At 70.8% G+C, this 19903-nt stretch carries 15 protein-coding genes and 4 tRNA genes; 9 read left to right on the top strand and 10 right to left on the bottom strand.

The features are described from left to right. Positions 1-149: 149 nt before the first annotated feature. From ACZ6B1_RS32605 to purM, 4 genes are all read left to right on the top strand, one after another. A complete protein-coding gene (locus ACZ6B1_RS32605; RefSeq protein ID WP_468784380.1) occupies positions 150-947 on the top strand; it encodes a maleylpyruvate isomerase family mycothiol-dependent enzyme in 798 nt (265 codons plus the stop codon). Between the two features lie 56 nt (positions 948-1003). Next, positions 1004-1447, top strand: coding sequence for an META domain-containing protein (locus tag ACZ6B1_RS32600; protein WP_468784378.1), 444 nt, complete (start codon positions 1004-1006; stop codon positions 1445-1447). Positions 1448-1648: 201 nt separating this feature from the next. After that, entirely contained in the window at positions 1649-3178 is a 1530-nt protein-coding gene (gene purF, locus ACZ6B1_RS32595; RefSeq protein ID WP_468784376.1) for an amidophosphoribosyltransferase, read from the top strand. Between the two features lie 35 nt (positions 3179-3213). Further along, entirely contained in the window at positions 3214-4281 is a 1068-nt protein-coding gene (gene purM / locus ACZ6B1_RS32590) for a phosphoribosylformylglycinamidine cyclo-ligase (RefSeq protein ID WP_468784373.1), read from the top strand. Between the two features lie 66 nt (positions 4282-4347). On the opposite strand, the gene ACZ6B1_RS32585 is transcribed toward purM, so the two are convergent. Continuing rightward, positions 4348-4596 (bottom strand): DUF3073 domain-containing protein, encoded by a 249-nt coding sequence (locus ACZ6B1_RS32585; RefSeq protein ID WP_199211120.1) that lies wholly within the window; start codon positions 4594-4596, stop codon positions 4348-4350. A 328-nt stretch (positions 4597-4924) separates the two neighbouring features. Further along, entirely contained in the window at positions 4925-6019 is a 1095-nt protein-coding gene (locus tag ACZ6B1_RS32580; protein WP_468784370.1) for a Leu/Phe/Val dehydrogenase, read from the bottom strand. Positions 6020-6217: 198 nt separating this feature from the next. Here ACZ6B1_RS32580 and ACZ6B1_RS32575 point away from each other — a divergent pair, with 198 nt between their 5' ends. Next, positions 6218-7060: a DUF8083 family protein gene (locus tag ACZ6B1_RS32575; RefSeq protein ID WP_468784367.1), complete on the top strand. Its 843-nt coding sequence runs from the start codon at positions 6218-6220 to the stop codon at positions 7058-7060. 524 nt (positions 7061-7584) lie between these two features. After that, the gene (gene bldC, locus ACZ6B1_RS32570; RefSeq protein ID WP_003949541.1) at positions 7585-7791 is read left to right on the top strand and encodes a developmental transcriptional regulator BldC; all 207 of its coding nucleotides are present in this window, start codon (positions 7585-7587) and stop codon (positions 7789-7791) included. Between the two features lie 466 nt (positions 7792-8257). Here bldC and ACZ6B1_RS32565 read toward each other — a convergent pair whose 3' ends face one another. The 3 genes from ACZ6B1_RS32565 to hrpA all read right to left on the bottom strand — a co-directional run bounded on the left by ACZ6B1_RS32565 (position 8258) and on the right by hrpA (position 12733). Further along, complete coding sequence (locus tag ACZ6B1_RS32565) at positions 8258-8449, bottom strand: DUF6274 family protein (protein WP_468784365.1); 192 nt, start codon at positions 8447-8449, stop codon at positions 8258-8260. A gap of 170 nt (positions 8450-8619) precedes the next feature. After that, a tRNA-Asp gene (locus ACZ6B1_RS32560) sits at positions 8620-8694 on the bottom strand. 94 nt (positions 8695-8788) lie between these two features. Next, the gene (gene hrpA, locus ACZ6B1_RS32555; RefSeq protein ID WP_468784363.1) at positions 8789-12733 is read right to left on the bottom strand and encodes an ATP-dependent RNA helicase HrpA; all 3945 of its coding nucleotides are present in this window, start codon (positions 12731-12733) and stop codon (positions 8789-8791) included. Between the two features lie 174 nt (positions 12734-12907). Here hrpA and ACZ6B1_RS32550 point away from each other — a divergent pair, with 174 nt between their 5' ends. Continuing rightward, positions 12908-13942, top strand: a complete 1035-nt coding sequence (locus ACZ6B1_RS32550; protein WP_468784361.1) for an ABC-2 transporter permease — start codon at positions 12908-12910, stop codon at positions 13940-13942. Here the strand turns inward: ACZ6B1_RS32550 and ACZ6B1_RS32545 are convergent. The 5 genes from ACZ6B1_RS32545 to ACZ6B1_RS32525 all read right to left on the bottom strand — a co-directional run bounded on the left by ACZ6B1_RS32545 (position 13939) and on the right by ACZ6B1_RS32525 (position 16314). Beyond that, positions 13939-14250, bottom strand: coding sequence for a hypothetical protein (locus ACZ6B1_RS32545; RefSeq protein WP_468784359.1), 312 nt, complete (start codon positions 14248-14250; stop codon positions 13939-13941). The genes ACZ6B1_RS32550 and ACZ6B1_RS32545 overlap by 4 nt on opposite strands. A gap of 145 nt (positions 14251-14395) precedes the next feature. After that, a tRNA-Phe gene (locus tag ACZ6B1_RS32540) sits at positions 14396-14469 on the bottom strand. A gap of 24 nt (positions 14470-14493) precedes the next feature. Further along, positions 14494-14568, bottom strand: a tRNA-Asp gene (locus tag ACZ6B1_RS32535). A 36-nt stretch (positions 14569-14604) separates the two neighbouring features. Beyond that, positions 14605-14677 (bottom strand) — tRNA-Glu (locus tag ACZ6B1_RS32530). 80 nt (positions 14678-14757) lie between these two features. Next, complete coding sequence (locus ACZ6B1_RS32525) at positions 14758-16314, bottom strand: metallophosphoesterase family protein (RefSeq protein WP_468784357.1); 1557 nt, start codon at positions 16312-16314, stop codon at positions 14758-14760. Between the two features lie 83 nt (positions 16315-16397). Between ACZ6B1_RS32525 and ACZ6B1_RS32520 the strand changes: the two genes are divergently transcribed. Beyond that, positions 16398-16748 carry a metallopeptidase family protein gene (locus ACZ6B1_RS32520; protein WP_468784355.1) on the top strand — a complete coding sequence of 117 codons (351 nt, stop codon included), beginning with the start codon at positions 16398-16400 and terminating at the stop codon, positions 16746-16748. A gap of 839 nt (positions 16749-17587) precedes the next feature. Further along, positions 17588-19756, top strand: a complete 2169-nt coding sequence (locus ACZ6B1_RS32515) for a DEAD/DEAH box helicase (protein WP_468784353.1) — start codon at positions 17588-17590, stop codon at positions 19754-19756. The last annotated feature ends 147 nt before the right edge of the window (positions 19757-19903 follow it).

Here is a 19903-nt window from a genome sequence, read left to right as displayed (position 1 = left end):
TGAGCGGGATCACCGCGGCCCCGCCCGGGAGTACCCCGCACAGGAACACCGTGTCCATCGCGGGGACGCGGGTCACCGCCGGCGCCCGAGCCGCGCACCGCGCGGAAACCGGCTGATCCCGGGCCCCCGTGCGGCATAGGGTCACTGTCATGTCTCCGGCCAAGAGGCGCGCCCGCGCATACGACCCCGCCAGGACCCGTGCCGCGGTCCTCGCCCAGCTCGGCAACGTACGGGAGGCCGTCCGGGGCCTGGGCCCCGAGCAGCTCGCCCTGCCCACCCGGCTCGGCGCGTGGACCGTACGGGAGCTGGTCGCGCACATCGGCATGGCCGTCACCGCGGTCCACCGGTCCCTGGATCTGCCGGCCCCACCGAAGCAGGACGTCCGGGTGGCCGACTGGCCCTTCGCCACCGCCGCGAACTCCGCCGCGATCGACGAGTTCACCCGCGGCCTGGCGACCGAGCGGCCCGACCTCGACGGTTACCTCGCCGAGGTCGACGCCGGCCTGCGCACCCTGCTCGAAGCCCACCCCGGCGGCCGGCTCCTGCGGACCAACGCGGGCGCCCTCCCGCTGGACGACTACCTCGTCACCCGCGCCGTCGAGCTCGTCGTGCACACCGACGACCTCAACGCCGCCGTACCAGGCCTCGAGGTGCCCTACGACCGCCAGGCGCTGGCCGCCGCCACCCGGCTCCTCGCCGACGCCCTCGCCGTGAAGGCGCCCGGCGCCTCCACCGAGGTGCGGGTGCCGCCGTACGCCGTGGTGCAGTGCGTCGAGGGGCCCAGGCACACCCGGGGCACCCCGCCCAACGTCGTGGAGACCGACCCGCTGACCTGGATCCGGCTGGCCACCGGCCGGCTGGACTTCGGGGCCGCCGTGGCCGGGGCGTTGGTCAGTGCCAGCGGGGAGCGGGCCGACATCGGGGAACTGCTGCCGCTCATGGCGTGACGGAACCGGGGGCCGGGGTGCCGCGTCGAATCCGTATGAACCGGTACAAGCAGCGCATGTCCCTGACGGCGGCCGCCGTGCTCGTCCCGCTCACGGTGGCCTGTGGCAGCACCCCCGCCGGGCAGGCGAACAGCGGCTCGGCAGGCGCCCGGCAGCCCGTGACCGGCGTCGACTGGCGGGTCGACGGCCTCACCGCCGGCGGCACCACCCTGCGGGCGCCCGCCACCGCGCGCCTGCGGATCGGCACCGACGGGCAGGCGGGCGGCAATCTCGGCTGCAACGGCTTCGGCGCCCGGGCCACGGTGAACGGCGACCGGATCACGTTCGGCGACATCCGGTCCACCAGGATGGCCTGCGACGAGGAGCGCATGACCTTCGAGCGCGCTTTCGCCCGATTCCTGACCACCGGCACCATCACCGCCAGGACCGCCGACGGGAAGCTGACGCTCACCGACGGCGACGGCGACCGGCTGCACCTCAGCCGCGGCGCACCCGAATGATGTGCGACACCTCACTCACGCACCCCCGCGCACCGCCCCGAACCACTGCCCGCGGAGCGGTTCCACGCTCGGTCCGGCCCGGCATCACCGCGCTGACCTGCGAAAGCCAGGAAACCGCCAAGGTGATCGACAAACGCCGGTCCGGGGCCGGCGCGCATCCCCAATTCGGACCAGTGGTCGACCTCGCCTACACTCGGAACCGTGCCACGTGGTGACGGTCGACTCAATCACGATCTGCTTCCCGGCGAGAAGGGCCCCCAGGACGCTTGCGGCGTCTTCGGTGTCTGGGCTCCGGGTGAAGAGGTCGCAAAGCTCACGTACTTCGGGCTCTACGCCCTCCAGCACCGGGGTCAGGAATCCGCGGGAATCGCGGTCAGCAACGGCTCCCAGATCCTCGTCTTCAAGGACATGGGCCTGGTCTCCCAGGTCTTCGACGAGACCTCGCTCGGTTCGCTCCAGGGTCACATCGCGGTCGGACACGCCCGCTACTCGACCACCGGCGCGTCCGTGTGGGAGAACGCCCAGCCGACGTTCCGCGCCACCGCGCACGGCTCGATCGCGCTCGGCCACAACGGCAACCTGGTCAACACGGCGCAGCTCGCCGAGATGGTCGCCGACCTGCCCAAGGACAACAACGGCCGCTCCACCCGGGTCGCGGCCACCAACGACACCGACCTGCTGACGGCCCTGCTGGCCGCCCAGGTCGACGAGGACGGCAAGCCGCTGACCATCGAGGAGGCCGCGCACGCGGTCCTCCCACGGGTCAAGGGCGCCTTCAGCCTCGTCTTCATGGACGAGCACACCCTCTACGCCGCCCGTGACCCGCAGGGCATCCGCCCGCTGGTCCTCGGCCGGCTGGAGCGCGGCTGGGTGGTCGCCTCCGAGTCCGCCGCCCTCGACATCTGCGGCGCCAGCTTCGTGCGGGAGATCGAGCCGGGCGAGTTCGTCGCCATCGACGAGAACGGCCTGCGCACCTCCCGGTTCGCGGAAGCGAAGCCCAAGGGCTGTGTCTTCGAGTACGTGTACCTGGCCCGCCCGGACACCGACATCGCCGGCCGGAACGTGTACCTCTCCCGTGTGGAGATGGGCCGCCGCCTCGCCAAGGAAGCTCCGGTCGAGGCCGACCTGGTCATAGCGACCCCGGAGTCGGGCACCCCGGCCGCCATCGGCTACGCGGAGGCCTCCGGCATCCCGTTCGGGGCCGGCCTGGTGAAGAACGCCTATGTCGGCCGGACCTTCATCCAGCCCTCGCAGACCATCCGCCAGCTCGGCATCCGCCTGAAGCTGAACCCCCTGAAGGAAGTCATCAAGGGCAAGCGGCTGGTCGTCGTCGACGACTCGATCGTGCGCGGCAACACCCAGCGGGCCCTGGTCCGCATGCTGCGCGAGGCGGGCGCGGCCGAGGTCCACATCCGGATCTCCTCCCCGCCCGTGAAGTGGCCCTGCTTCTTCGGCATCGACTTCGCCACGCGCGCGGAGCTGATCGCCAACGGGATGACCATCGACGAGATCGGCACCTCGCTCGGCGCCGATTCGCTGGCGTACATCTCCCTCGACGGCATGATCGAGGCGACCACCATCGCCAAGCCGGACCTGTGCCGCGCCTGCTTCGACGGCGAGTACCCGATGGAGCTGCCGGACCCCGAGCTGCTCGGCAAGCAGCTGCTGGAGACCGAGCTCGCGGCCGGCCCGGCCGCCACGGCCGCCTCCGACGCGATCCGGCGCCCGTAACACCCCTGCAGTACGACACGAAAGCTCTCACAGTCATGTCTGAGACAACTGGTGCCAGCTACGCAGCGGCGGGCGTGGACATCGAGGCGGGCGACCGCGCCGTGGAACTCATGAAGGAGTGGGTGAAGAAGACCCGGCGCCCCGAGGTGCTGGGTGGCATCGGCGGCTTCGCCGGCCTCTTCGACGCCTCCGCCCTCAAGCGCTACGAGCGCCCGCTGCTCGCCTCCGCCACCGACGGCGTCGGCACGAAGGTCGACATCGCGCGCCGGCTCGGCGTCTACGACACCATCGGCCACGACCTGGTCGCCATGGTCATGGACGACATCGTGGTGTGCGGTGCCGAGCCGCTGTTCATGACGGACTACATCTGCGTGGGCAAGGTCCACCCCGAGCGCGTCGCGGCCATCGTCAAGGGCATCGCGGAGGGCTGCGTGCTGGCCGGCTGCGCCCTCATCGGCGGCGAGACGGCGGAGCACCCGGGCCTGCTCGGCGAGGACGACTTCGACGTCGCCGGCGCCGGAACCGGTGTGGTGGAGGCCGACCGGCTGCTGGGCCCGGATCGTATCCGCAAGGGTGACACCGTGATCGCCATGGCGTCCTCCGGGCTTCACTCCAACGGGTACTCCCTGGTCCGCCATGTGCTGCTGGACCGCGCGGGCCTGACCCTCGAGTCCGAGGTGGCCGAACTGGGCCGCACCCTCGGTGAGGAGCTGCTGGAGCCCACCAGCATCTACTCGCTGGACTGCCTGGCGCTGACCCGCACCACCGAGGTGCACGCGTACAGCCACGTCACCGGCGGCGGGCTCGCGGCCAACCTGGCCCGGGTGGTACCGGACGGACTGCACGCCGTGGTCGACCGCTCCACCTGGACCCCGGGCGCGGTGTTCGACCTCGTCGGCAGGACCGGCGACGTCGAACGCCTGGAGCTGGAGAAGACGCTCAACATGGGCGTCGGCATGATCGCGATCGTTCCCGAGGAGTCCACGGACGTGGCCCTCGCGACCCTGGCCGACCGCGGGGTCGACGCGTGGGTCGCGGGTGAGATCACCGACCGCGACGGCAAGGAGACCGGCGCCGAGCTGGTCGGGGACTACGCGGTCTGAACCTGCGGACAGCACAGAAGCCGGTCGGTGGCTGTGCCACCGACCGGATACGTGCTCAGTGCAAGGTCAAGCGCCGCGACGATGTTGTGACGGACCCTCGTCCTCGTCCTCGTCGTCCTCATAGAGGTCGGCGTAGCGCGAGTACAGGTCGTCGTCTTCGTCCTCATCGTCCTCGAACGGCTCGCCGTTCGGCGGCTGGCTCGAAGTCGATGCGCCCAGTTCATTGGCCAGACGTGACAGGTCAGTCCCACCGCTGTTGTACTTCAGCTGGCGGGCGACCTTCGTCTGCTTGGCCTTGGCCCGGCCGCGCCCCATGGCTCGACCCCCTCGGTGACGGGGCTCGACGGCCCCAGAGTCTGACACGCGTTCATGATCGGAACGGGCCCTCCGTGGAGAGGCCGGTCCGTAGGGCTTCCACGGTACCTGAGCCCGCGCCCATACGGTACGTCGCCCGCAGCACGCGCGTGTGCACAGGACCCTCGAGGTGCCCTGTCCTCGCTGGTCAGTGGCGATTTTAACCACTTATCGGGGTACGACCCGCCGACGGAAGTGAGAGTTCTCTCCAAGTTCCCGCCGGCGGGTACCGCTCACCTGTGCGATCGGACATCCGATCGCGGCGACCGGAGGCCGGTGGCGGCGCGGGTCAGCGGGCCGCGCGCGCCTCGGCCATCCGCTGTTCCGCGATCCGGTCGGCAGCCGCGGCCGGCGGAATCCCGTCGTCCTTCGCACGTGCGAAGATCGCCAGGGTGGTGTCGAAGATCTTCGCGGCCTTGGCCTTGCACCGGTCGAAGTCGAACCCGTGCAGCTCGTCCGCCACCTGGATGACCCCACCGGCGTTCACCACGTAGTCCGGCGCGTAGAGGATCCCGCGGTCGGCGAGGTCCTTCTCCACGCCCGGGTGGGCGAGCTGGTTGTTGGCCGCGCCGCAGACCACCCTGGCGGTGAGCACCGGCACGGAGAGGTCGTTCAGCGCGCCGCCGAGCGCGCAGGGCGCGTAGATGTCGAGTCCCTCGAGGCGGATCAGCGCCTCGGTGTCGGCGACCGCCGTCACCTCGGGGTGCTGGTCGAGGACGCGCTGGACGGCCTCCGCGCGCACGTCCGTGATCACGACCTCGGCGCCCTCGTCCAGCAGGTGCCGGACCAGGTGGTGGCCGACCTTGCCGACGCCGGCGATGCCGACCTTGCGGCCGCGCAGCACCGGGTCGCCCCACAGGTGCTGGGCGGAGGCGCGCATGCCCTGGTAGACGCCGAAGGCGGTGAGCACGGAGGAGTCGCCGGCGCCGCCGTTCTCGGGGGAGCGGCCGGTGGTCCAGCGGCACTCGCGGGCCACGACGTCCATGTCGGCGACGTACGTGCCGACGTCGCACGCGGTGACGTAGCGACCGCCGAGCGAGGCGACCATACGACCGTAGGCGAGCAGCAGCTCCTCGGTCTTGTCGCGCTCCGGGTCGCCGATGATCACGGCCTTGCCGCCGCCGTGGTCCAGACCGGCCATGGCGTTCTTGTACGACATCCCGCGCGCGAGGTTGAGGGCGTCGGCGACGGCCTCGGCCTCGGTGGCGTAGGGGTAGAAGCGCGTACCGCCGAGGGCCGGGCCCAGGGCGGTGGAGTGGAGGGCGATCACGGCCTTGAGGCCGCTGGCGCGGTCCTGGCAGAGCACGACCTGCTCATGGCCGCCCTGGTCCGACTGGAACAGGGTGTGCAGGACATCAGCAGGCGCGCCGGTTACGTCGGTCACTGTGGTGACTCCTGTGTAAGTAGCGGCGAGTGGGGTGCGACCCCGTACGGGTGGCGGGGTCGTGGCATGAGCGTAGAGCCTCGGGTCCCTCACCATCCGCGCAGTGTTCAGGATCACTCTCCCGGGCCGTGTACGCACGTATCGCCGTGAAACGATTTGGTGTGGTTTCGAGCTGGGCCCGATGGGGAGGGAGCAGGCGTGCCCAAGGTGTCCTCCGTGGTCGTCCCGTATGCGGCGTACCTGCGTGTGTACGAGCCGCTGACCGCCTTCCCGGAGCCGGAACGCACCCACTGGGCCCGGTACGCCCGGCGTCCGGACCGCCCCTCCTACCAGGACGAACTGCGCCGTTCGCTGGCCGACTTGCTGCCCACCCCGCCGGTTCCGGTACCGGTGCACGAGAGCGGCGACGCCTTCGTGCTGGAGACCGGCGGGGTGCTCTGCGTCTGCCCCTGGCGGACCCGGCTGCGCGGCTGGCTGGCCCTGGCGGACCTCGACGAGGAGCTGCCCCCGCCGGTGCTGGACGCGGTGCTGCCACCGGTGGTGCGCCGCCAGGCCGCCCAGGACTACGAGCGCTGGCTGGCCCGCAATCCCGACGCCCGGCCCTGGATCCGTACCGCGACGTGGCAGATCCCGCTGAACTGGTTCGTGCTGGTCGCCGACGAGGAGCGGCGGTACGACAAGGCGTCCGGCGAGGTGCCGCCGATGCTGCGCTACCGCACCCCGATGGTGCAGGCCCGGCGGCGGGTGGCCCGGGCGCTGCGCACGCTGAAGGACACCATCGAGGAAGGGCCGCTGATCGACGGCCTGGTGGACGTCGGCCGCTGGCTGGAGGAGTTCCACCCGCGCTCGGTGGTCGAGCTGGACTACGGCGGCCTGGTGCACGCGGTGCCGGCCGGAGACCTGGCGGACGACCACTCGGCGGCGGACGTGGCCGACGGCATCGAGGCGCTGCGCCGGGGCGACGGGACGGCCGCCGGTGAGGCGTACGGGCGGCTGGTGGAGCGGTGGCGGGCGGTACGGGACCGGCGCTCCGCGAACTGAGCGACGTGACGTACATCACGGTCCGAATCGCCCCGAACAGCGTACGGTCTAGGGCACTTAGACCGCCTGACGGGATGTTGGTCCCGATCCAGGCTTATGTCCCAAGGGTGATGGACAGCACTTACAAGTGCCTTGCCCTGGTTGCCACCCCTCATGCCAAAATAGGACAAGGAGTCCGGGGAGGGCTCCTCCGCTCAACTATGCTCCATCATGGGCGGATTCTCCGCATTGCACGCTATAGGGGGTCTGGTGACTCCTGATCGCCCCTGTGACTGATCGTCACAGTGGCGTGACTGTCCGCTATGGCATGGTCCATCGGCTTCCGTCGCTGATGAACACCTGGGAGGGCAATTCCATCGGTTTGGCCGACGCGGCTGGACAGATGGTGTAGTTGTAGTGCCGAGGACAAGCCGTTCGTCCTATAACCGACTCGACCCGCGTCCACCATTTCGGGCAACGCGGGTCAAGGTGCAGAATTTAGAGGAAAGAACCGAGAAGGTTCGGTTCTCCCGAGGAGGCCGCTCATGACCGCTCGCACCCCTGATGCCGAGCCGCTGCTGACCCCGGCTGAGGTCGCCACCATGTTCCGTGTCGACCCCAAGACGGTCACGCGGTGGGCGAAGGCCGGCAAGCTCACGTCGATCCGTACGCTCGGCGGGCACCGCCGCTACCGCGAAGCCGAGGTCCGCGCACTGCTCGCGGGCATTCCGCAGCAGCGCAGCGAGGCCTGAACAACTGAAAACCGGGCGAAACGGTCGGTCCCCCAACTGGCCGCGGCGCCCGAAACCCTAGCTCCAAGCGACGCGGGACCTGCCCCAACAGGGCCCACGCCCAAGCCGAAGAGAACGTTGTAGGCAGCGACACAGGGTGCGTCGTAGATCGCGCTGGACTCCGCCGGGTTCAGCGCGATCTTTTTTGTGCGCTGGTCCAGGGGCCGGTGCGGCGGTTGTGAGCGTCCTTGTCGGACTCTGGGGAGGGCTGTCGGATCAGCTGTGCGCGCCCTCTGGGGGTGGTGCAATTGCACATATTAAATTGACCAGTTGTATGAGGGGGGTAAGTTCCGTACTTTTGAAAACTCATGCGGTGACTCCCGTCACACGCCAGGGTGCTTGTTGCCCGTGGCCCGTGTGCGCTAATGGGGCATCGCGTGCTCCAGCACCCCCCGCCCGTACGGGTGTTGGGCCGGCCCGGCGGCGATCAGGCGCTGCGCGGCCGCTCGTCCTCGACGGGCTCCTCGTCCGCGTCCAGGGAATACGGACCGGCGTCCATCACCAGCCGCAGCAGGCGATGACAGACGGGGCAGTGGCGGGTGAGATGCCCGTAGGACGAGGCGGCCGAGAGATGCGCCCTCAGCAGCGCCCGCGTCTCGTGCCTGGCCGATGCCGCCATACGCCACCTCCGGAGGCCGCCCGAGGGGAGGACACGCCCTGCCTTCTGGGTACCGAGCGAAGGTGACGCCGTCAAGGGCGCGGGCGGCCGCACCGGGCCCTGGGGGCGAGTGTGGAGGGGGCCGAGGGCACAAAAGAGGAAGGGCCCCTCGCGGGGCCCTTCCTCAACTGCGGTCCTGACGGGATTTGAACCCGCGGCCTCCACCTTGACAGGGTGGCGAGCACTCCAAACTGCTCCACAGGACCAGGTTTCGCGGCACTTGGTGTTGCGCTGTGCTGCGAGAAGGACTGTACAGGAGGGTGAGCCCACTGGTCGAACTCACCCACCGTATCCGTCCGGCTACGGCGCCGCCGCGTCGATCGCCTTCACGATCCGCTTGTCCGAGACCGGGTACGCCGTGCCCAGCGCGTGCGCGAAGTAGCTCACCCGCAGCTCCTCGATCATCCAGCGGATGTCCAGCACCTCCCGCGGCACCGGCCGCCCCTGGGGGAGCTGCTCCAGCAGCCAGGCGTACTCGTCCTGCATCTCATGGACCTTCTCCATGCGGGTGGTGTCCCGCTGGACGCCCGTCGGCATCTGCTGCAGGCGCCGGTCCGCGGCCACCAGGTAGCGCATCAGGTCGGACAGCCGCCGTATCCCCGCCCAGGTCACGAAACCGGGCTTCACAAGGGCGTCGAGCTGCTTGCGGACATCCGTCAGGTTCGCCAGCAGCGCGGGGCTGCGCACGGCCTTCAGGCGGCGCTCACAGGCCTGCCAGGCCGCCAGCACCTGCTGCACCTGCCCGACCGTGCGGACCGTCGTGTCGACGATCTCGGCGCGCACCTTGTCGTACAGCTTCCGGTACGACTCCTCGTCCCACACCGGCCCGCCGAAGTCCGCGATCAACTTGTCCGCCGCCGCCATCGCGCAGTCGTCGAACAGCGCCTGCACCGAGCCGTGCGGGTTGGCGGACAGGGCGAGCTTCTGGGCGTTCGTGAGGCGGTCGCTCGCGAACTTCGCCGGATTCACCGGGATGTTGCGCAGGATCAGCCGGCGGGTCCCCTTCCACATCGCCTCGGCCTGCTCCGCCTCCGTGTCGAACAGCCGCACCGAGACCGTGTCGCCGTCGTCCACCAGCGCCGGGTACGCCTTCACCGGCTGACCCGCCCGGCGCGTCTCGAAGACCCGGGTGAGCGTGCCGATCGACCAGTCGGTGAGACCCGCCCGCTCCAGGGACTCCCCACCCTGCCGGGAAGCCGTGGCGGCCGCGGCCTGCGAGAGCGCCTCGCGCGCCTTCGGCTTCAGCCGCAGCCGCAGCGCCTCCAGGTCCTTGTCCTCGGCGATCTTGCGCCGCCGCTCGTCCACGATGCGGAAGGTGATCCGCAGATGGTCCGGGACCTTCGACCAGTCGAAGTCCTCCGCTTCGAAGGGCACACCGACCATGCGCCTCAGCTCACGCGCCATCGTCACCGTCAGCGGCTCCTGCAGCGGCACCGCACGCTCCAGGAACGCCCTGGCGTAGTTCGGCGCGGGCACGTAGTTGCGGCGGACCGGCTTCGGGAGGGAACGGATCAGCTCCGTCACCACCTCCTCCCGCAGCCCCGGGATCTGCCAGTCGAAGCCCTCGTCGGTGACCTGGTTGAGCACCTGCAGCGGAACGTGCACCGTGACGCCGTCCGCGTCCGCGCCGGGCTCGAACTGGTACGTCACCCGGAACTTCAGCGGCCCCTGGCGCCAGGAGTCCGGATAGTCGGCCTTGGTGACCGCCTCCGCCGACTCCCGGATGAGCATCGCCCGCTCGAAGTCCAGGAACTCCGGCTGCTCGTGCCGCTTCCGCTTCCACCAGGAGTCGAAGTGGGCACCGGACACCACGTGTTCGGGCACCCGCTGGTCGTAGAAGTCGAACAGCGTCTCGTCGTCCACGACGATGTCCCGGCGCCGCGCCCGGTGCTCCAGCTCCTCGACCTCGCTGAGCAGCTTGCGGTTGTCGGCGAAGAACTTGTGGTGCGTGCGCCAGTCGCCCTCCACCAGGGCGTTGCGGATGAACAGCTCGCGCGAGACCTCCGGGTCGATCCGGCCGTAGTTCACCTTCCGCTGGGCGACGATCGGGACGCCGTACAGCGTCACCTTCTCGTACGCCATCACCGCCGCCTGGTCCTTCTCCCAGTGCGGCTCGCTGTACGTCCGCTTCAGCAGATGGCCGGCGAGCGGCTCCACCCACTCCGGCTCGATCTTCGCGTTGACCCGGGCCCACAGCCGGCTGGTCTCCACCAGCTCGGCCGACATCACGAACCTCGGCTGCTTGCGGAACAGCGCCGAACCCGGGAAGACCGCGAACTTGGCGTTGCGGGCGCCCAGATACTCGTTCTTGTTGCCGTCCTTCACATCCTTCATACCGATGTGGGACAGAAGACCGGCGAGCAGGGAGACATGGACGCGGTCGGCCGGGGCCTCCTCCTCGGCGAGGTGGATGCCCATCTGCTTGGCGACCGTGCGGAGCTGGGTGTAGATGTCCTGCCACTCGCGGATCCGCAGGAAGTTCAGGTACTCCTGCTTGCACATCCGCCGGAACGAGCTGGAACCCCGCTCCTTCTGCTGCTCACGCACGTACCGCCACAGGTTCAGATACGCCAGGAAGTCGCTGGTCTCGTCCTTGAACCGGGCGTGCTGCTGGTCCGCCTGGGCCTGCTTCTCCGCCGGACGCTCACGCGGGTCCTGGATGGACAGCGCCGCCGCGATGACCATCACCTCGCGGACACAGCCGTTCTTGTCGGCCTCCAGCACCATCCGGGCCAGCCGCGGGTCGACCGGAAGCTGGGCGAGCTTGCGGCCGGTGTCCGTGAGCCGCTTGCGCGGGTCCTTCTGGGCCGGGTCCAGCGCGCCCAGCTCCTGCAGCAGCTGCACACCGTCGCGGATGTTGCGGTGGTCCGGCGGATCGATGAACGGGAACCTCTCGATGTCGCCGAGGCCGGCCGCGGTCATCTGCAGGATGACGCTCGCCAGGTTCGTCCGAAGGATCTCCGCGTCCGTGAACTCCGGCCGCGCGAGGAAGTCGTCCTCGGCGTACAACCGGATGCAGATGCCGTCCGAGGTACGGCCGCAGCGGCCCTTGCGCTGGTTGGCGCTCGCCTGCGACACCGGCTCGATGGGCAGCCGCTGCACCTTCGTACGGTGGCTGTACCGGGAGATCCGGGCGAAACCCGGGTCGATGACGTACTTGATCCCCGGCACCGTCAGGGACGTCTCCGCGACGTTCGTCGCCAGTACGATCCGGCGGCCGGTGTGCGGCTGGAAGACCCGGTGCTGCTCGGCGTGCGAGAGCCGCGCGTACAGCGGGAGGATCTCCGTGAACCGATAGTTCTTCCTGGTGAGGGCGTCGGCGGTGTCCCGGATCTCGCGCTCGCCGGACAGGAAGACCAGGATGTCCCCCTTCCCCTCCGCCATCAGCTCCTCGACGGCGTCGGTGATCGCGGTGATCTGGTCCCGGTCGGCGTCGTCGGAGTCCTCCTCCAGCAGCGGCCGGTAACGCACCTCCACCGGATACGTCCGCCCGCTGACCTCGACGATCGGCGCGTCGCCGAAGTGCCGGGAGAAACGCTCGGGATCGATGGTGGCGGAGGTGATGACGACCTTCAGGTCTGGCCTGCGCGGCAGCAGCTGCGCGAGGTAACCCAGCAGGAAGTCGATGTTCAGGGACCGCTCGTGGGCCTCGTCGATGATGATCGTGTCGTAGGCGCGCAGCTCACGGTCCGTCTGGATCTCCGCGAGCAGGATGCCGTCCGTCATCAGCTTGATGAACGTGGCGTCCGGGTTCACCTGATCGGTGAAACGGACCTTCCAGCCGACGGCCTCCCCGAGCGGCGTCCGCAGCTCCTCCGCGACCCGCTCGGCGACCGTGCGCGCGGCGATCCGGCGCGGCTGCGTGTGCCCGATCATGCCGCGCACACCACGGCCCAGCTCCATACAGATCTTCGGGATCTGGGTCGTCTTGCCCGAACCCGTCTCACCGGCCACGATCACGACCTGGTGATCGCGGATGGCGGCCGCGATCTCGTCCTTCTTCTGACTGACCGGCAGTTGCTCCGGATAGTCGACGGCGGGCACGCGGGAGCGCCGCTCGTCCATCCGGGCCTCGGCCCTGCCGACCTCTCCCTCGATCTCGGCGAGGACGGCGGCACGGGCCTCCGGCTTACGGATCTTGCGCGCGCCCTCGAGCCGCCGGCCGAGCCGGTGCGCGTCGCGCAGCGAGAGCTCGGTCAGACGGGGGGCGAGGGTGCCGAGGGCGGGGGCGGGATGCGTAGACATACGCCGTCCAGGATCTCACCTCACGGAAATCCCTGGCGAACGATTTGCCCGCGGGCCGCGCCCGGGCCCCCGCGAGCCGCGCCCGGCCCGCCCCGCGAGCCGCGCCCGGCCCGCCCCGCGGGGCGGGCGCGGTCATGCCGTCGGCGTGGGACCGGATGATCTAGCGTGGGCGACATGTCCGATTCGCCGCACGGTGCCCAGGGGCGGCCGCCCACCCGGGGCGGGCGATGGGCCGCCTTCCGCGAATCACCCTTCCTGCCCGCCACCGTCCTGCTGCTCATCCTGGCCGCCGCGGCCGGCCTCTTCGCCGGCTCCTACACCTACGCGATGGCCAACCCCGCCCCGCACGCCATCCCCACCGCCGTCGTCGGCCCGCACGGCGAACCGGACGCCCGCCGGTTCATCGACGGCATGGAGCAGGCCCTGGACGCCTCCCTCGAGCTCCAGCCCTACGACAGCCGGCGGGACGCGGTGCGGGCCGTCGACGAACAGAAGGTGTTCGCGGTCGTCGAGGCGCCCGCCGGCGGCCGGGCGATCGTCCTGGACGTCTCCGCGGCGTCCGGGGCGACCGTCGCCCAGCTCCTGGGGGAGGCGGCGGTGAAGGTGAGCGGGGCCACCGGCACCACCGTCACGGTGCGAAACCTGAGGCCCCTGCAGCGGGGCGACCCGCACGGCCTCGCCATCTTCTACATCTCACTGGCCGCCGTGATCATCGGCTTCGTCGGGTCCATCCAGATGAGCGTGCACGCACGGGCCCTGAACCCGCTGGAGCGTATCGCCTTCACCGCCGCCTACGCCGTGCTGGGCGGGTTCACCATCGCCGCGGTGGTCGACTGGCTGCTCGGCGCGCTGGACCTGCCGTTCGTCGAGTCCTGGCTGATCCTGGCGCTGACGATGTTCGCCTCCGGCATGGTGTTCACGATGTTCAACACCCTGGTCGGCCGCTGGGCCATGCTGCCCACCTGGGGACTGATGGTCCTCCTCGGCAACCCCTCGTCCGGGGGCGCCGTCTCCTGGCCCCTGCTGCCCTCCCCGCTCGGTGTCATCGGCCGCTGGCTGCCGCCTGGAGCCTCGGTGAACGCCCAGCACACCGCCGTCTACTTCCCCGGCCACCAGCACGCCTTCCCGTTCCTGGTGCTCGCGGGCTGGGCCGTCGTCTCCGTCGCGGTCTTCCTGGTCTGGCGCCACCGCCACCCGGGCGGCCGCTAGGAAGCGGGCGGTTCGGCGGACGCCGCCGCCCTGTCCCCCCGGCCCGCACCGTCCCCGAGGGCGATCGCCCGCGCGGTGTTGGACACGGCCTTGATCCCCAGATAGGCGGTGGTCATGCTGCTCACCGCGGTGAACGCGGCGGTCAGCACTCCGACGATCACGGCCTGGTCCCCGTTCAGCCGCCACACCCCGAAGGCGGCGACCCCGGCGATGGCGATATTGCTGACCACAACGGCCAGCAGCCCGTACCTGGCCCGAACCTTCTCCACCTCGGCATCCCGAACCGCACGCGCCTCGTCCCGGCCCATGTTTTCCTCCGTCCCCCGCGAACCGTCCCTGGCAGCGAGAACGTAACGCCCCCACCCGCCCGACGCCACCGGCCCGGGGCCGCCTGGACCGAGGCGGGTCCCGGAACGCAACAAGGCCCCGATCCGGGGATCGGGGCCTTCGTTGTGGCTGGGGCCGGGGTCGAACCGGCGACCTATCGCTTTTCAGGCGATCGCTCGTACCAACTGAGCTACCCAGCCACGAGGCTTCCGGGGAAGCCTCAGCGGTCCTGACGGGATTTGAACCCGCGGCCTCCACCTTGACAGGGTGGCGAGCACTCCAAACTGCTCCACAGGACCAAGCTTGCGTGCAACAGTGTCGCACACGGTATTGCGTGCCCCCAACGGGATTCGAACCCGTGCTACCGCCTTGAAAGGGCGGCGTCCTAGGCCGCTAGACGATGAGGGCTATCGGCCCGCCTGCGCGCTTCTCAGCGCGTCGGGGACGTGAGAAGCATATGGGATGGCGGCGGGGTTCGCCAAAACGGTTTACGGGGAGGCGGGGGAGGCCGTGCTCGGGCTGGGGGTGGTGCCGGACCGGCGGTGGTCGAAGACGTCCTCCGGGAGGTGGCGGCTCACCTCCGCCGTGGTCAGGCCGAGGCCGCCGAGCCTGATCTCGTCCCAGGCCTGCAGGCGGTGGCTGTCGCGGTCGACGTAGAGGATCGAGGCCTCGATGGGGTCGGGGTACTTGCCCTCCACCGCGCGCAGGCCGCTGCCTCCGGTCGAGCCCTCCATGCGCAACCGGGTGCCGTACTTCAGCAGTTCGTTGCCCTCGTGGTGCAGGTGGCCGCAGAGCACGAGGGGCACCTGGCCGTCCGTCTCCCGGGCCGCCACGGGTTCGTGGGCGACGGCCACGTCCACCGGGGTGCCGGCCGCCCGCTGGTCGCGCAGGGCCGAGGCCAGGCGGTCGCCGGCGAGTCGTTCGGCCGCGTCGCCGCCGGGGGCCACCGAGCGGTCGGGGGTGTACTGGGGGTCGCCGATCCCGGCGAAGCGCAGGCCGGCGACGGTCCGCGCGCGGCCGGCGTCCAGGACGTGGACGTTCTTCATGCGCTCCAGGTAGCGCTGGGTGGCGCGCGAGTCGTGGTTGCCGCGGACCCAGACGTAGGGGACGCCCAGGTCGGCGATCGGGTCGAGGAAGCCGTTCTCCGCCGCCGTGCCGTGGTCCATGGTGTCGCCGGAGTCGACGATCACGTCGACCTTGTACTGCTTCACCAGCGAGGCGATGATCTTCCAGCTCGCCGGGTTGAGGTGGATGTCGGAGACGTGCAGGACGCGGAGGGTGGCCGGGTCCGGCTGGTAGGCGGGGAGGGTGGACGTGACGTCGTAGAGCTTGGTCACGTTGGTGACCAGCCGCGCCAACTCCTGCTGGTAGACGTCGAATTCGGTGACGATGCTGCGTGCGTTGCCGACCACGGACGGGGCCGAGGACAGCAGGCCGGAGAACCGGGGTTCGAGGACGGACTTGGGGTTCCAGGTGGCGTAGGCGCAGGCGCCGGAGGTCGCGAGCAGGGTGAGGGCGAGCCCGCCGGCCGCGACGGCGCGGCGGGGGCGGCGGTAGACGGCGAGGCCGAGCGCGGTGGCGCCGGTGACGACGGCGACGCCGGATCGCAGGGCCAGGTCGAGGGTGCCGTGCTCGACGTCCCGGGCGACCTCGTCCTGGAGGCCGGAGATGCGTTCGGGGTGGTCGACGAGGGCCTGGGCGCGGAGCGGGTCGAGCTGGTCGACGTTGACGTCCAGGCGGACGGGGGCGACGTGGCTGTCCAGGGTCAGCGCGCCGAGCGGGGAGACGTTGATCTTCGTGCCGCCGGTGAGGGAGGGGCGCAGCGCCATGGTGGTGTCCATCGGGCCGACCGGGGCGCGCACGTTGCCGACGACGAGCAGGCCGAGCCAGGCGCCGGCGAGGACCACGGCGGTGAGGCCGAGGGCGTTGAGCCAGCGGCGGGGGCGGGTGGCCAGTTCGAGGTCGGGAAGGGTGCGGGCGGTGCGGGTGCGGTCGGGTTTGCGGTGGAGCCTGCGGTTCAGGGCTGCGACGGGGACGCGGACCATTGGGCCCGTATGCCCACGCTCCGGCGTGGATATGCGACGGTTCGGCTCTCTCGTGCGACGGTTCCGTGCCGGACAATGGCCGTGTGCTGGAGATGACGCGCGAGGAGTTCGAGGAACTGGTCGCCGAGGCGCTCGACCGGATTCCCCCGGAGTTGATGCGGCTGATGGACAACGTCGCGGTGTTCGTCGAGGACGAACCGCCGGCCGACGATCCCGGGCTGCTCGGGCTGTACGAGGGAACGCCGCTGACGGAGCGGGGCGAGTGGTACGCGGGGGTGCTGCCGGACCGGATCACGGTGTACCGGGGGCCGACGCTGCGGATGTGCGAGTCCCGGGAGGACGTCGTCGCCGAGACGGAGGTCACGGTGGTGCACGAGATCGCGCACCACTTCGGCATCGATGACGCCCGGCTGCACGCGCTCGGGTACGGGTGATCGGGTGGGGCCGGTTCAGGCGCGGTGCGTGTCCTCTTGCGGGCGGCGGGAGTTGGGGAGGTTGACTCCCTTTCCCGCCTCCGGAGGTGGCCGCAGTGCGCCGCTTGTACGTACCCGTCCGTCTCGCCGTCACGGTGCTGGCGGTGTCCGTGGCCGCGGGGTGTGTGAGCGTCGGTGACGACGACGGCCGGGCCCGGCCCGCGCACTCGGCGGGGCAGCGTGGCGGTGAGGAGCCGGACGGTGCTCCGGGGGGTGGCGGGGGCGGTTTCGGGTACGACGGTCCGGGGGGTGACGGAAAGCACGAGCACGGGGGGAAGGCGAAGCCCGGGAAGTCGGCCTCGGCCTCGGCGTCGCCGTCCGGGGAGGACGGTGAGCCGTCGGCGTCCCCGCGGCCGGGGAAGAGCTCGCAGCCGGGGGATCCGGCGCCGACCAAGGTCCAGCCGTCCCCTCCGGTGACGTCCGCCCCGCCCGAGCCTCCGGTGTCGACGCCGCCGGAGCCCACGTCGGAGCCGCCGTCGGCGGAGCCGTCCTCGTCGGCCCACGAGGAGGCGAGGGCGCAGTTGGTGCAGCGTGAACCGGCGCCGGTGGCGGGGGCGCCCGCGTGAGGCGAGGGGGCCTGGAAGGTCGCTGACCTGTGACGACCGGGTCCGGTTTGCCTTTGGGGGTGGTGGGTGCGTATGGTGGTAGATCGTTTGATCCCATTTGCCCGGCGCCACCACAGAGCGCGCCGTGTGGCGCGTACTCTCCCTTGCCGTGGCGGACCGCATTGAGGCGGTCATATGCGAATCACGGAGTTGACGGGCGCGTGCCGAAGAGACTCCGGAAGGTTTCGCATTCGCATGTCCGTGTCCAGTACTGATCAGATCGTCATGCCCGAGAACGAGAACGTCAACGACGAACTCGTGGACGGGACGACCGAGATCACCGAGGTCACCGAGACCACTGACACCCCTCAGTCCCCCCAGATCACCTTCGCCGACCTCGGTCTCCCCGAGGGCGTCGTGCGCAAGCTCGCACAGAACGGCGTGACCACCCCCTTCCCGATCCAGGCCGCGACCATCCCGGACGCCCTGGCCGGCAAGGACATCCTCGGCCGTGGCCGCACCGGCTCCGGCAAGACCCTCTCCTTCGGTCTGCCGACGCTGGCCACGCTGGCCGGCGGCCGCACCCAGAAGCACAAGCCCCGCGCCGTCATCCTGACCCCGACGCGTGAGCTGGCCATGCAGGTGGCCGATGCCCTCCAGCCGTACGGCGACGTCCTCGGCCTGAAGATGAAGGTCGTCTGCGGCGGTACGTCGATGGGCAACCAGATCTACGCCCTGGAGCGCGGCGTCGACGTCCTCGTCGCCACCCCGGGCCGGCTGCGCGACATCATCAACCGCGGCGCCTGCTCCCTCGAGGACACCCAGATCGCCGTCCTCGACGAGGCCGACCAGATGTCCGACCTGGGCTTCCTGCCCGAGGTCACCGAGCTGCTCGACCAGGTCCCGGCGGGCGGCCAGCGGATGCTGTTCTCCGCGACCATGGAGAACGAGATCAAGACGCTCGTCGACCGCTACCTGAAGGACCCCGTCAGCCACGAGGTGGACGCGGCCCAGGGTGCGGTGACGACCATGTCCCACCACATCCTCATCGTGAAGCCCAAGGACAAGGCGCCGGTCACGGCCGCGATCGCCTCCCGCAAGGGCCGCACGATCATCTTCGTCCGCACCCAGCTGGGTGCCGACCGGGTCGCGGAGCAGCTCCGCGAGGCCGGTGCGAAGGCCGACGCGCTGCACGGCGGCATGACCCAGGGCGCCCGGACCCGGACGCTGGCCGACTTCAAGGACGGCTACGTCAACGTCCTGGTCGCGACGGACGTCGCGGCGCGCGGTATCCACGTGGACGGCATCGACCTGGTGCTGAACGTGGACCCGGCCGGCGACCACAAGGACTACCTGCACCGGGCCGGCCGTACGGCGCGTGCGGGCCGTACCGGCACGGTCGTCTCCCTGTCGCTGCCGCACCAGCGGCGCCAGATCTTCCGGCTGATGGAGGACGCCGGCGTCGACGCCGCGCGCCACATCATCCAGGGCGCCGGCGCCTTCGACCCGGAGGTCGCCGAGATCACCGGCGCCCGGTCGATGACCGAGGTCCAGGCCGAGTCCGCGAACAACGCGGCCCAGCAGGCCGAGCGCGATCTGGCTCAGCTCACCAAGCAGCTCGAGCGCGCCCAGCGCCGGGCCACCGAGCTGCGCGAGGAGGCCGACCGGCTGGTCGCCCGGGTCGCCCGGGAGCGGGGCGAGGACCCGGAGACCGCGGTGGCCGAGGCCCAGGCGGCCGCGGCGGAGGCCGTGGTCGAGGCCGCGGCGCAGCAGCCTGCGGAGCGCGAGGCCGAGCGTGAGGACCGTCCGGCGGCTTCGGCGCCGTACGAGCGCGGTGACCGTGGCGGGCGTGGTTTCGAGCGTCGTGACGACCGCGGTGACCGCGGCGGCCGTGGCTTCGAGCGCCGTGACGACCGCGGTGGCCGTGGTTTCGAGCGTCGTGACGAGCGCGGTGACCGTGGCGGCCGTGGTTTCGAGCGTCGTGACGACCGCGGTGACCGTGGCGGCCGTGGCTTCGAGCGCCGTGACGACCGCCGCCCGTTCGACCGGGACCGCGACCGTGGTTTCGAGCGTCGTGACGACCGCGGTGACCGTGGCGGCCGTGGCTTCGAGCGCCGTGACGACCGTGGTGACCGGGGCGACCGCGGTGGCCGTGGCTTCGAGCGCCGTGACGACCGCCGCCCCTCCGACCGCGACCGTGGTGGCCGTTCCTTCGACCGCCGTGACGAGCGGGGCGGCTTCCGCCGTGACGACCGCGGTGGTCACCGGGGCAGCGACCGTCCGTTCAACCGCGAGCGCCGTGACGACCGTCCTGGCTTCCGTTCGGCCGGTCACGACCGCCCCTACGGCCGTCGTGACGACCACCGTGGCACCGGCTCCTTCGGCCGCCGCGACGACAAGCCGCGCTGGAAGCGCAACGGCTGACATCGGATGACCGGCTGACGCCGGTCTCCACCGCCGAAACGGCCGCGGGCCCCGGAGACTCTCCGGGGCCCGCGGCCGTTTCGGTTTTAGCAGGGGGGGAACAGGGAGGGGAGGGGGTGGCGGGGGCGGTGTAACCGCCAGGAGAGG

The organism is Streptomyces sp. NPDC041129, from assembly GCF_055592265.1.
The sequence above is the reverse complement of the archived record's forward strand: the minus strand, read 5'-3'. Positions and strand labels throughout refer to the sequence as shown.